The organism is Nonomuraea sp. C10 (assembly GCF_008017515.1).
GTDB classification, from domain to species: domain Bacteria; phylum Actinomycetota; class Actinomycetes; order Streptosporangiales; family Streptosporangiaceae; genus Nonomuraea; species Nonomuraea ferruginea.
In genome coordinates, this window is record NZ_VPFF01000001.1 from 3211384 (window position 1) to 3223888 (window position 12505).

The 12505-nt window shown below is 72.4% G+C and carries 11 protein-coding genes and 1 riboswitch; of the genes, 3 read left to right on the top strand and 8 right to left on the bottom strand.

The annotated features are described in order from the left end of the window. Positions 1-24: 24 nt before the first annotated feature. Genes FR742_RS45790 through FR742_RS14655 form a run of 3 tightly spaced genes read right to left on the bottom strand, consistent with a single transcriptional unit; the run spans position 25 to position 4075 of the window. Positions 25-1491 carry an ROK family protein gene (locus tag FR742_RS45790; protein ID WP_261808526.1) on the bottom strand — a complete coding sequence of 489 codons (1467 nt, stop codon included), beginning with the start codon at positions 1489-1491 and terminating at the stop codon, positions 25-27. A gap of 48 nt (positions 1492-1539) precedes the next feature. Next, on the bottom strand, positions 1540-2544 hold the full coding sequence (locus tag FR742_RS14650) for an aliphatic sulfonate ABC transporter substrate-binding protein (protein WP_148031478.1): 1005 nt from the start codon (positions 2542-2544) through the stop codon (positions 1540-1542). A gap of 43 nt (positions 2545-2587) precedes the next feature. Continuing rightward, entirely contained in the window at positions 2588-4075 is a 1488-nt protein-coding gene (locus FR742_RS14655) for a sulfatase-like hydrolase/transferase (RefSeq protein ID WP_261808527.1), read from the bottom strand. 168 nt (positions 4076-4243) lie between these two features. Between FR742_RS14655 and FR742_RS14660 the strand changes: the two genes are divergently transcribed. Beyond that, a complete protein-coding gene (locus tag FR742_RS14660; protein ID WP_148031479.1) occupies positions 4244-6610 on the top strand; it encodes a family 20 glycosylhydrolase in 2367 nt (788 codons plus the stop codon). On the opposite strand, the gene FR742_RS14665 is transcribed toward FR742_RS14660, so the two are convergent. Then, positions 6600-7100 (bottom strand): class I SAM-dependent methyltransferase, encoded by a 501-nt coding sequence (locus tag FR742_RS14665; protein WP_148031480.1) that lies wholly within the window; start codon positions 7098-7100, stop codon positions 6600-6602. The genes FR742_RS14660 and FR742_RS14665 overlap by 11 nt on opposite strands. Before the next feature lie 115 nt (positions 7101-7215). Here FR742_RS14665 and FR742_RS14670 point away from each other — a divergent pair, with 115 nt between their 5' ends. Further along, on the top strand, positions 7216-7596 hold the full coding sequence (locus FR742_RS14670; protein ID WP_148031481.1) for a cupin domain-containing protein: 381 nt from the start codon (positions 7216-7218) through the stop codon (positions 7594-7596). On the opposite strand, the gene FR742_RS14675 is transcribed toward FR742_RS14670, so the two are convergent. Beyond that, on the bottom strand, positions 7593-7970 hold the full coding sequence (locus tag FR742_RS14675) for a MerR family transcriptional regulator (protein WP_148031482.1): 378 nt from the start codon (positions 7968-7970) through the stop codon (positions 7593-7595). The two genes, FR742_RS14670 and FR742_RS14675, sit on opposite strands and share 4 nt — an antisense overlap. A 71-nt stretch (positions 7971-8041) precedes the next feature. Between FR742_RS14675 and FR742_RS14680 the strand changes: the two genes are divergently transcribed. Next, positions 8042-8419: a hypothetical protein gene (locus FR742_RS14680; RefSeq protein ID WP_148031483.1), complete on the top strand. Its 378-nt coding sequence runs from the start codon at positions 8042-8044 to the stop codon at positions 8417-8419. A 43-nt stretch (positions 8420-8462) separates the two neighbouring features. Here FR742_RS14680 and FR742_RS14685 read toward each other — a convergent pair whose 3' ends face one another. The 3 genes from FR742_RS14685 to FR742_RS14695 form a co-directional block, all read right to left on the bottom strand. After that, complete coding sequence (locus FR742_RS14685) at positions 8463-9233, bottom strand: glycoside hydrolase family 25 protein (RefSeq protein ID WP_187281150.1); 771 nt, start codon at positions 9231-9233, stop codon at positions 8463-8465. 11 nt (positions 9234-9244) lie between these two features. Further along, positions 9245-9378, bottom strand: a riboswitch (cyclic di-AMP (ydaO/yuaA leader). A 223-nt stretch (positions 9379-9601) separates the two neighbouring features. Then, the gene (locus FR742_RS14690; protein WP_261808528.1) at positions 9602-11695 is read right to left on the bottom strand and encodes a bifunctional polysaccharide deacetylase/glycosyltransferase family 2 protein; all 2094 of its coding nucleotides are present in this window, start codon (positions 11693-11695) and stop codon (positions 9602-9604) included. Positions 11696-11868: 173 nt separating this feature from the next. Beyond that, a complete protein-coding gene (locus tag FR742_RS14695; RefSeq protein ID WP_148031485.1) occupies positions 11869-12465 on the bottom strand; it encodes a hypothetical protein in 597 nt (198 codons plus the stop codon). Positions 12466-12505: the final 40 nt, after the last annotated feature.

A 12505-nucleotide genomic window follows, 5' to 3' on the forward strand; every position in this document is an offset into this window, starting at 1 on the left:
AATATTGGGCTTTCTTCGGACAAATCACGGTAGTGCGGGACGGAGGTGGGCGGGGATCGACGGCTCCTCGTGCAGCAGGAGCGCGATCGCGCCCATCGCCGAGGCGTTCACGCCGAGGTCGGCCTGGGTGACCTCGATCTGGCGGGGCGACCGGGGCAGCGCCTGACGGGAGATCGCGTCCCGGATGGGGTCGAGGACCAGGCTGCCCAGCGCGGCCAGCTCGCCGCCCACCACGACCAGCGCGGGGTCGAGTTGGGTGACCGTGCCCGCCAGCACCCGGCCCAGGTCGGCCGCCGCCGAGGCGACCACCTCGCACACCGCGGGCACCCGGTCCTGCGCGGCGGTGACCAGCTCGTCCAGGCCCGCCAGCGGCACCCCGCGCGCGGCGCAGGCGTCCAGCAGGCGCTGACCGCCGATGCGGCCCTCCAGGCAGCCCCGGCCGCCGCAGTGGCAGGGCGGGCCCTCGGGGTCGAGCGAGACGTGGCCCACCTCGCCGCCCGCGCCGTGCGCGCCGCGCAGCAGCCTGCCGCCGGCCAGGAACCCGCCGCCCACGCCGACGGACCAGCGCACGTACACCATGTCCCGGACCGGCCTGGCCACCCCCCAGGTCGCCTCGGCCAGCGCCGCCAGCCTGGCGTTGTTGTCCACCGCCACCCGCACGCCGAACTCCTCGGCGACCCGCAGGGCGAGCGGCAGGTAGCGCGCGGGCACCCCTTCCGGCAGCCCGCCGGAACCCGCGCGCGTTCCCGACGGTCCGGCCGGTCCCGCAGATCCGGCAGTGCTGGATCGCGCGTGGGGTCCGGGAGGTCCGGCCACGCCCGCCGGTCCGGCATTGCCGGACCGCGCGTGGGGTCCCGCAGGTCCGGCCGCGTCCGCGGAGTCCGAGGGGTTGGACGGCGCGTTCGCGGGTTCCCAGGGGCCGGACGGTGCGTCCGTGGGTTCCCACGGGCCTGACGGTGCGTCTGCTGGTTCCGAGGGGGAGGGTGTGGTCGGTGCTGGGGTGGGGACGTGGTCGTCGAGCACTCCGACCAGGCCCAGCCCGACCGCCTCCAGCGCGCCCAGGCTGATCCCGCGCTCCGCGGCGACCTCGCGGACGAGCCGCACCGCCGCCTCCGCCTGCTCCGCCGGGGCGGCGTCCTCGCGCAGGGCGGCCGAGGCGGTGGCGACGACCTGGTGCGCGGCGTTGGCCACGGCCAGCCGTACCCGGCCCCGCCCCAGGTCGAGGCCCAGGAGCAGGCCGGCGGCCGGGTTGAGCGAGACCAGCGCGGCGGGCCTGCCCCGGCCGCGCGGCTCGGCAGGCACCGCCTCGGTCTCGATCACCGCATCCCTTTCCATCAGGTCGGAGATGATGGCGAACAAGGTCGTACGCGACAGGCCGGTGCGCTCGGTGAGCTGGGCGCGGCTCAGCGCGCCCGCCGAGCGCAGCGCGGACAGCACGGCGTCCTCGTGCACCCGCCGCAGCCGCTGCAGCGCGTCAGTGGGGGTCGACATGGCACCATGATGGTGGGCGACGGATTTCTGTCATCTTCTCGCGAAAAATCAGCCCGCGGCCGCCGACGCGTACAGGTCGGCGGTGAAGTACGTGGCGGGGTCGGGTGACTCGGTCAGCTTGCCCATGGTGACGAAGATGTCGGCCAGGCCCTTGTACCATCCGGCCACCGAGCCGTCCTCGGCCATCTTCCGCAGCTCCGCCGTCGGCACGATCTTCGTCACCGCCGAGGCGCCCTTGAACTGCTCCCCGGGCGCCTTCAGGAACGTGGCCGTCAGCGTCTCGGCCTCGGCCGTGTTGGCCGCCACCCAGTCGTTGCCCTCCTGCAGCACCTTGAGCACCTTGGTGACGGTCGCGGCGTCCTCGGCGACCAGCTCGTTGCGGGCCACGAAGGAGCTGGGGAAGCTGAGCGCGGGATAGTAGTCCTCGCTCTTGGTCAGCTCCACCAGGTCGGGCACGTTCTTCTTGATGGTGTCGATCAGCGGGTACCAGATGGCCGCCGCGTCGATCTGCTTGCCGCTGAAGGCGGTCACCACGGTGCTCGGGTCCATGTTGACCTTCTCGACGTCCTTGCCCGTCAGCCCGGCCTCCTTCAGCGCCAGTTCGAGGATCATGTCGCCGGAGGTGCCCTCGGGCACGCCGATCTTCTTGCCCTTGAGGCCGGCGATCGAGGAGATGCCGGAGCCCGGGTGGACGATCACACGGTCGGCCATGCCCAGCATGTTCGGGGCGATGATCTTGGCCTTGCCGCTGGCGGGCAGCCAGGTGGCGCCGGAGCCGATGTAGCCGAAGTCGATGTCGCCCGAGCCGAGCGCCTGGATCTGCAGCGGGCCGTTGGTGAACACCTTCAGCTCAGGCTCCAGCCCGTGCTTGGCCCACAGGCCCTGCTTGTCGGCGGCGGCGAGCACCGCCGCGCCGGCGAAGTCGGCGATGTAGCCGAAGCGCACCTTCGCGGGCTCGGCGCCGCCCTCCTCGGAGGAGGAGCCGCACGCGGTGACGGGCAGCAGGATGGCCAGGGCCGCGAGGGCGGCGGCCAGTATGCGAGGACGCCTCATCGGGAGGTCCTTTCTGGGTTCACGGGTGGGGTGACGGGCGGCATCAGGCCACCTCGTCAGCGACGCCGTCCACGTCGGGGGCTCGGCCCTCGCCGATGTCGGCCATGTAGCTCATCCAGCTGTACGCGGGATCGCCGCGGCGCAGCAGCTCCTGGTAGAGCCGCGCGGTCATGTCACGCCGGACCGCCGCGTAGGCGGGCACGGCGTAGACGTTGCGCAGCTCGTGCGGGTCGCTGTCCAGGTCGTACAGCTCGTGCACGCCTTCGGGGTTGAACACCAGCTTGTGGCGGTGGTCCCGGATCATGCGCTGGGAGTAGGGGAAGTGGTGGCCGTGGAACTCGGTGACCACCGAGTCGCGGCCCTCGGGCGGCTCGCCGCCGATCAGCGGGAGCAGGCTCGCGCCGTCGCACGGATCCTGCGGCGGCAGCCCGGCGAGGTCGAGGATCGTGGGGTTGAGGTCGATCAGCGTGGCGAAGGCGTCCACCGTCCGCGCCGGGGCGCCCGGCACCCGGACGATGCCCGGGATGCGGTAGATGTCCTCGTACATGGCGGGGCCCTTGTCGTTGAGCCGGTGCGCGCCCGTGAACTCGCCGTGGTCGGCCGTGAAGATCACCGCCGTGTCGTCCCACAGACCCAGCTCGCGCAGGGCGGAGAGCAGGCGCCCCACCTGCGCGTCGATCAGCGACACGTAGCCCCAGTAGGCGGCGATCAGCCCGCGCCAGGCGTCGGCGTCGAAGTGGTCGGCCGACCAGTACTCGGAGTAGCGGCGCTGCACCTCGGGTTTGCCGTCGAAGGTCTCGGCCATGGACTCCGGCAGCGGCACCCGCGCCGGGTCGTACATGTCGTAGAACTCGTCCGGGATCAGGTACGGCAGGTGCGGCCCGTACCAGTGGCAGGACAGCACGAACGGCCTGTCGCCGCGGTGGAAGTCGCCGGCGTAGCGCTCCAGCAGCTCCAGCGTGCGGTCGGCGAGGAAGGTCTCCACCGTGGCCGCCGCGGGCTGCTTGAGACGGCCGGCGATCAGGTGGCCGCGGCCGGTGCCGTTCTGGGCCGTGCCGAAGACGGGCCGCTCCACCGCGAACGGGGGATGGCCGTGCTCCTTCAGCCAGCTCTGGTAGGAGGGGTGGTGGAACGGGTTCAGCGCGCCCGGCAGGTGCTCGCCGTCCATGCCGTAGAACTCGGGGCCCCGTTCGCGGCCGATGTGCCACTTGCCGACGTGGCCCATGTTGTAGCCGGCGGCCAGCAGGGGCTCGGACATGACCGGCTGGCCGGCGGCGACCTCGTCGCGTCCGCCGCCGTTGCGCTCCGGGTTGACGAGCATGCCGTGCCTGAACGGGTGCAGGCCGGTGAAGAGCGAGGCCCGCGCCGGGGTGCAGATGGCGGTCGGCGTGTAGAACCGGTCGAAGCGCGTGCCCTCCGCCGCCAGGCCGTCCAGCGCGGGCGTGCGGACCTCCGGGTTGCCGTAGCAGCCGAGAGTGTCCACCCGATGCTGGTCGGTCATCAGGAACAGGACGTTGCGTGGACTGGTCACCCGTACTCCGATCGCTCATTTTTTCCTGGGCGTTTACGTTAAAGGTGACCAGCGCTGACCGCAAGAGGGGCGACCTGGGCGTTACCGCTACTTTATTTCCGCTCTCTTGACGTTAATCGGCAAGGGTGATCACACTGTGCGAACCACCGCGCATCGATAAGGAGTCCCATGCGCCGCTCCCTCGTGGCCCTAGCGACCGCCGCGCTCTTAACTCCCGCACTCACCATCCCCGCACCGGCCCAGGCCGCCGCCGGGCCCGTCAACCTCGCGCTCGCCGGCGCCGCCACCGCCTCCAGCGTCGAGCTGGACCGCGCCGACTTCGCGGCCGCGCACGTCAACGACGGCGACACCGCCACCCGCTGGTCATCGAAGTACCAGGACGACAACTGGGTCCAGGTCCAGCTCGCCGCACCCGCCAAGGTCGACCACGTGACACTCCACTGGCCGAACGCCTGCGCGCGCGACTTCGTCCTGCAGACCTCGGCCGACGGTCAGACCTGGACCGACGTCGCCTCGCTGCGGCGCGACACCTGCCCGCGCACCGACGTGATCGACGTGCGCTCCGCAGAGCCGGTCTCGTACGTGCGCGTGCACGGGAAGCAGCGCTGGGCCGCGTACGGTTACTCGATCTCCGAGTTCGAGATCTGGGACGGTCCGCCCGCCGCCCCCGAGCCCACGCTCGGCCTGCTGCCCAAGCCGGTGTCGCTCACCGAGACCGGCGGCGCCCCGTACACGCTGCACCGCAACACCCGCGTCCTGGCCCTCGGCGACGGCGCCCAGGCGCCCGCGAACCACCTGGCCCGCCTGCTGCGCCGGGCCACCGGCCACAAGCTGACGGTCGCCGCCGCCGGTCGCGGCCCGGCGCCCATCGTCATCGAGGTCGGCGCCGGCAAGGCGCCCGAGGGCCACGAGGCCGAGGGCTACACGCTGTCGGTGACCGCCGCCGAGGTGCGTATCCGTGCCGCCACCCCGAACGGCGCGCTCCACGGCGTCCAGACGCTCCGCCAGCTCTTCCCGCAGTGGGCCGAGTCGGGCGAGGTCGTCGGCGCCGAATGGACGGTGCCCGCCGTGGAGATCACCGACTACCCGCGCTTCGCGCACCGCGGCATGATGCTCGACGTCGCCCGCAGCTTCTACCCGGTGGACGAGGTCAAGACCTACATCGACGCCGCCGCCCAGTTCAAGGTCAACCGCCTGCACCTGCACCTGACCGACGACCAGGGCTGGCGCATCGCCCTCGACGACCCGGAGAGCAACCCGTCCGGCATCGACTACGGCGCCCTCACCGAGGTCGGCGGCGCCACCGCGATGACCGAGCGGGGCACCGAGCCCGGCATCACCGGCTTCTACACCAAGGCCGACTACGCCGAGATCGTCCGCTACGCCGGCGAGCACGGGATGACCGTCATCCCCGAGGTCGACCTGCCCGGCCACGTCAACTCGGCGCTGCACTCCATCCCGCAGCTCAACACCCCGGGCGCGCGGCCGGCACTCAAGCCGGGCGAGACCACCGTCCCGCACAACGGCACCGGCGCCGTCGGCTACTCCTCCCTGGACGCGCACAGCTCGGTCACGTACGAGTTCGCCGAGCACGTGCTCACCGAGATCGCCGCCATGACCCCGGGCCCCTACCTGCACATCGGCGGCGACGAGGCGTTCTCGACCAGCCACGCGGACTACGTCAAGATGGTCGACGCCTTCACCGGCAACGTGCGCGCCCTCGGCAAGACCGTCGTGGGCTGGAACGAGTACGCCGGCACCGCGCTGCCGCGGGACAACGCGGTGGTGCAGTTCTGGAACGGCAACCGGAACGCCGTGGCCGCCGCCGTGAACGACCGCGGCGCCCAGGTCGTGCTCTCCCCGGCCGCGCACGCGTACGTGCCGCAGAAGCAGGATTCGCGCCAGCCCGAGGGCGGCACCTGGGCGTGCGGCGGGCCGTGCGGCCTGGACCGCCACTACAACTGGGACCCCGGCACGTACATCCCCGGCATCCAGGAGAGCAGCGTGCTCGGCGTGGAGTCGGCGGTGTGGGGCGAGTTCATCCGCCGCGTCGAGCAGGCGCAGTACTACGCCTACCCGCGTCTGATCGCCACCGCCGAGGTCGGCTGGACACCCCAGGACCAGCGGGACTACGCCGACTTCAAGAACCGCCTGGCGAAGATGGGCGGCAGGCTGACCGTGCAGGGCACGAACTTCTTCCCGACCGCCGACGTGCCCTGGCGGCTGGAGATCCTCGGCGGATCGGTGAGCACCCGCACCGGCCGGCCCACCGGCGCCTCCTGGACCCTCACCGCGCCCGGCCACACCGCCGCCGGCCTGGAGGCGGCCGTCACCTGGAGCGACGGCGTCCAGGAGCCCGTGACCCCGGCCACCACCAGGGAGGGAAGCATCCCCGGCATGCGGATCAACGCCGCCTTCACCGTGACCTCGGCCAGGACCTTCAGCCGGCCCGGCACCTACACCGGCACGCTGACGGTCCGCACGCCGGGCGGCGCGCCCGTCACCGGGGACCTGACGGTCACCGTCACGGGGTGAGCTCACCCTTCAGGCACAGCAGGAGACCGCGCGTCAGGGTGGTGGACGTGAAGCCGGACCCGGCGAGCGCGGCCTGGACCTTGACCGCGATCTCCTGCGCCTTGGCGGCGCCCGGCGGCTCGTAGAACAGGTGGAGCGAGCCGCCGGGCGCGAGCGCCCGCTTGACCGCCGCCAGCTCGGCGGTGGGGGAGCGGGTCCAGAAGACGTTCACGTTGACGGCGAACACCTTGTCGTACGGGCCGCCGGGCAGCCCGCCGCCGTCGAGCTCGGCCTGCTCGATCACCGCGGCGCCCGCCTCGACGTGGCGGGCGTTGCGCTCGCGTGCGGCCTCGACCGCCGTCGCCGACCGGTCGATCGCGGTGACGGAGGCGGAGCGCTCGCAGAGCAGTCCGACGGCGACGCCGCGGCCGCAGCCGATCTCCAGGACCCGCTCGCCCGGCCGCGTTTCCAGGGTCTCGACGGCCCACAGCAGCCTCTCCGGCACCTTCATGACGGCGAAACTAGCACCGCGCCCGGTGTCCGCCTGCCGGACATTACGTTTATGTCAGCTTTTGTCCTGGCAAGAGTCATACGCCAGCTTGAACCGCGAGACACAGGAGCCGACCGTGCACCATTTCGCGATCGCCACCGTCGCCGAAGAGAGCACCGACTTCCGCCGGGTTCTGTGGACCGGGGAGAAGGTCCAGGTCGTCACCATGACCATCCCGCCGGGCGGTGAGATCGGCGAGGAGGTGCACGAGGACACCGACCAGATCCTCACCTTCGTCTCCGGGATCGGAGAGGCCCGTGTCGGCGGTGAGGTCCGTCCGGTGAAGGCGGGCGACCTGGTCGCCGTCCCGGCGGGCACCCCGCACAATTTCGTCAACACCGGCGCCGCGCCGCTGGTGCTCCACACGGCGTACGGGCCGCCCGAGCACGCCGACGGCACCGTGCACAAGACCAAGGAGGAGGCCGACCTGGCCGAGTCCGGCGAGGGCTCGCGCTAGAAGGACAGGCCGGTCGGGAAGCGGCAGTCGCCGGAGCGGCAGTCGGCGAGGCTCCGGGCGGCGAGGTCGCGGGCCCGGGCCAGCTCGGCGATCCTCGCGTCGATGCGCTCCACCACCGCTTCCAGCCGCCACCGCTCGCTCGCGCAGGTCGCGCCGCCCGCGTCGTGGGAGCGCAGGGCGCCGGCCACCTCGTCCAGCGTGAAACCCAGCTCCTGCAGGGCCTTGGCGGCGCGGATCCTGGACACCGCCGACGCGTCGAACACCCGGTAGCCCGACGGTCTGCGCCCCGCCGCCGGCAGCACGCCGCGGCGCTCGTAGAAGCGGACCGTGTCCACGCTGACCCCGGCCTCGCGGGCCACCTCGCCGATCTTCACACCGCTCTCCTCTTGACTCTGGACCTAGGTCCAGACTCTACGCTCCGGAAGTGACGGAAGGAGAGCACATCATGGACACCCCACCGATCGTCTGCGACATGACCACCGCCCGCGACACCCCCGAGGAACGGCTGGCCGAGTACCGGCGGCTGTTCGGCGAGGCGCTCACCGGACGCGAGCGGACCGCCGGGGGCATCCGGTTCCGGTTCCGCGCCGGTGACGGGGTCGAGGAGTGGGTACGGGATCTCGCCGCGCGGGAGAAGGCGTGCTGCGCGTTCTTCGCCTTCGAGGTCACGGCGCCGGGTGACGAGGTGATCTGGGACGCCGCCGCACCCGATGACGCGGGGCCGATCCTGGAGGAGTTCTACCTGCTGCCGGAGACGGCGGTGGGCCCGGCCGAGCTGCTGCGGCGCATGGAGGAGCGTGGGCTCAGGATCCACCAGGGCTGAGACGACTGTGACGCCTCCCTCGAGGGAGGCGTCACAGAGCGGGTCAGGCCGGACGGCCCAGGCTGCGGAGCTGGTCGGGGGTCAGGGCCGAGACGTTGTGGTCGATGGGCTTGTCGGAGTACTGGTGGATGGTCCACGACTTCCAGTCCGCCGGCGGGGTGATCTCGCCCTTGGGCTTGCTGTAGTGGGCCACCCAGAGCGGGTACTCCGACAGTCCCGCGCCGTAGGTGTCGGCGAAGTGCCAGCCGCTGTAGAACAGCGGCGTGACGCCGGTCTTGGCCTTGACGTGCGACAGCCAGGCCTTGGCCCAGGCGTTCACCTCGGAGACGGACCTGCCGTTGGTCGTCTCCAGGTCCAGCACCAGCAGGTCGCCGGGCTTGGCGGGCTGGGAGTTCACCACCGAGAGGAAGTGCTCGGCCTCGGCGATCGGGTTGTTGCGCGGGTGCGCGTAGTGGTAAGCGCCGCGCACGATGCCCTTCTTGTCCAGCTCCTGCCAGTGCCGGGCGAAGGTCTTGTCGGTGAAGCCGGTGCCCTCGGTGGCCTTGATGATGCCGAACTCGGCCGGGCTGGCCTCCCAGTCGTGGTCGGGCTGGTAGTTCGACACGTCCTGCCCGTACGTGAGCTGGGCCGCCTGCTGCTGGGCGATGGCCGGGTTCGGCTCGACGGGGGCGGCGGCGCCGCCGGTGGCGGCGATGGCGGTGCCGGTCACGCTGGCGACGGCGGTGGTCCCCGCCAGCAGCGCGCCGGCGAAGGCGTACTTGAGACGGTTGCTGGGACGGTACTTCAGCGCAGCGGCAAGCCGAGGCTTGGGCATGAGGAAATGACTCCTTGCTTCCATGCCGCCTACCGGGTTAGCTGACGGGTTCGGAGTTGGAAGTCCCCTACGGACGCTGGCGTCCGATTCACCCCAGGAAGTGGGTCCCCGGCTCCGCGAGACGCGGATTCGGCGGCCGTGCGCTGCCCTGGCGTGAGGGGGACACCGTCAGGACAGCGCACGGTCCGGTCAATCGATGCGGCAACAGAGTTGAGGTATCACCGCGAATACGCAAAAGGTATATATGCAGACAAAAATATTGCAAGTATGACATATCCGGTTTGGAGGTTCGGACCCGGGGTAACACCCCCGAAACCCCTTGTACGTAAGGGAATCCGGCCTCTGGGTAAAATCTCCCGGCGGTGCCGTCACGGCGCCGCGAAAGTGCCCTGCCTGCGCACCGTGTGCCAGCGCAGCCGCACCCCGAGCAGCGCCGTCGCCACCGACTGGAACACCACCAGATACATCAGCTGCCGGTACACCAGCTGCTGCAGCGGCAGCACCCACAGCGCCGACACCCGCTCCCGGTCCAGCCGCAGCGCGTACCAGCCCGCCGCCGCCTGCACCACCACGAACCCGGCCCACACCGCCACCGCCGGCAGCGGGTCGCCGACCGCCGTGTGGTAGACGGCCATCAGGTCCACCACCGGCGCCAGCAGCGGCAGCAGCACGTGGAACAGCGCCAGGTAACCCAGGCAGCGGCGGCCGAACGGACCCGGCTCGGCCAGCGCGCGGCGGTGCTTCCACATCGCCTGCATCGTGCCGTAGCACCAGCGGTAGCGCTGCCGCCACAGCTGCCCCAGGGTCGCGGGCGCCTCCGTCCACGCCAGCGCCCGCTCCTCGTACACCACCCGCCAGCCTGCCCGGCACAGCGCCATCGTCAGGTCGGTGTCCTCGGCCAGCGTGTCGGTGCTCACCCCGCCGAGCCCGACCAGCGCGCCGCGCCGGAACGCGCCGATCGCCCCCGGCACCGTCGGCATGCAGTCGAGCAGCTCGAACGCGCGCCGGTCCAGGTTGAAGCCGATCACGTACTCGACGTGCTGCCAGCGGCCGATGAGCCCGCGCCGGTTGCCGACCTTGGTGTTGCCGCTCACCGCGCCCACGCGGGGGTCGGCGAGCCGGCGCACGAGATGCCCGATCGTGTCCGGCTCGAACACCGTGTCACCGTCGACCATGACGAGGAACTCGTGGCGCGCGTGCCGGATGCCGGTGTTCAGCGCGGCGGCCTTGCCGGCGTTGTCCTGCCTGATCACCCGTACTCCCGGCAGCCGCGGCCCGGCGGCGGCCTCGGCGGTGCGGTCGGTGGAACCGTCGTCCACCACCAGCACCTCCACCGGCCCGGGGTACGCGGTCGCGACGAGCGAGCGCACGGTCGCGGCGATCCCCGCCTCCTCGTTGTACGCGGGCACGATCACGCTCACCCCCGGCGGCCGTTCCCAGGTCAGGGCCGGTCCCGGACCCCGGGAGCGCCGGGCGTGCACCCGGGCCAGCACCACCAGGAGCAGCAGCCGGGCCAGCGTCAGCACGCCGGTGGCGAAAAGCACCCACCACAGCGCGTCCGTGAACGCGTTCGCCGCGCGCTGCGCCAGGCCGAGCGCGGCGCCGGCGATCCGCTCCGGCTGCGCGGCCGGCCGGTGCGCCGACGGCATGCCGAGCGCGGAGGTCAGCGTCTCGGCGCGGTAGCCGGCCCGGTCCAGCCGGTCGAGCAGGCGGCCGACGGCCTCGACTGTCTGGGCGCGGTCGCCGCCGGAGTCGTGCATCATCACCACCGCCCCGCGCCCGCCCCGCGGGAACGCGGCCCTGGCGATGCCGGCCGCGCCCGGCCTGCTCCAGTCCTCGGTGTCGAGGTCGGCCAGCGCGATCAGGTAGCCCTCGCGGCCGAGCATCGCCAGGGTGTCCCACTGCTCGCCGGTGATGGCGTCAGGGGTCGAGGAGTACGGAGGGCGGGCCAGCATCGTGTGCAGCCCCGTCGCCCCGGCCAGCGCCTTCTGGGTGAGGTTCAGCTCCAGCTCGGCCCGCCAGGCGGGGACGGCGGACAGGTCGGGATGGGTGTAGGTGTGGTTGCCGATCTCGTGTCCCTCGGCGACGATCCGGCGGGCCAGCTCCGGATGGGCGGCGATCTTCGAGCCGACCGTGAAGAACGTCGCCTTCGCCCCGTGCTTCTTCAGCGCGTCCAGCACGAGCGGCGTCCAGTCGGGGTCGGGCCCGTCGTCGAACGTCAGCGCCACCGTGCGGGCCTTCGGGCGGGCGCCGGCCGGCTTGTCCCCGGTCAGGTCGAGCACCGGGCCGCTGCGGCGCACCGGCTCCAGCCACGACGCCGGGTCCCCGCCGCCTCGCTGGGGCCCGGTCTCGCCGACCACGTTCTTGACGAACCCGTCGAGCGTCAGCGCGCACCCCGCCAGCGCCACCCCGGCCAGCAACATCAGCCAGTGCCCCGAAGGCTCCACACCCCGCCCGGCCACCCGCCTCCTGCCCCGCCGCCGCCCACCCCGACGGACCTCACGCCCGTACGCCGGACCGGGCACCCGATCCGCCGCCTGCCCGATCGTCCTGCCGAGACCCGTGTCATGTGCCTGCCCCCATCCGGGCGCGGGCGCGCTGTCCGGTTGTGGGACGGGGCGTCTGCGGCGGGGGGTCATGAGGGGGTTCCGGGGGTGGTGGGGTTCTGGGTCTGGGAGGGCTCGTCGCTGGAGTCCGGGGAGGGGGTCGCGGCGGGTTCCGGTTGCTGGGTGGGGGTGGTCTCGCCTGGGGGTGTGGTGTCGCGGGCCGTCTCGGGTTCCACGGCCGCGCCCGTGTCCGGGGGCTCGGACGTACGGGACGGCCGCGCGGATGGTGAGGTGGGGCGGGCGGACGGGCTCTTGGCTCGCGTACGGGAGGGCGCGGCGGTGGTGCGCCGGCCGGAGGCGCGCGTGGGCGCTGACCGGGTCGGCGCCCGCCGGGACCTGGACCGGGAAAGGGACGGCTCAGGCTCGGCCTGCTCGCTGCCGGGAGCGGCGTCGTCGGAGTGCGTGCCGCCGGGCGGCGGGCTCGCGTGCCGGCTCGGCCAGCCGCCGGCCGGCAGCGGCGTGTCCGCGAGCACCGCGCCCACGAGCGTCACCGTCGCCGCCAGAGTGAGCGTGCTGACCAGGACCGCGCCCATCGTGAACCACCTCCTCCGCCGGCCGCTGTGGTCGACGAAGACCGCGCCGCTGGGCGGCGAGGGTTGCTCTCGGGCGGGGGTGAGGGGCGACATGGCCTGCTTCTGGGAAACCGGGGGGTGAGGACAGCTGATC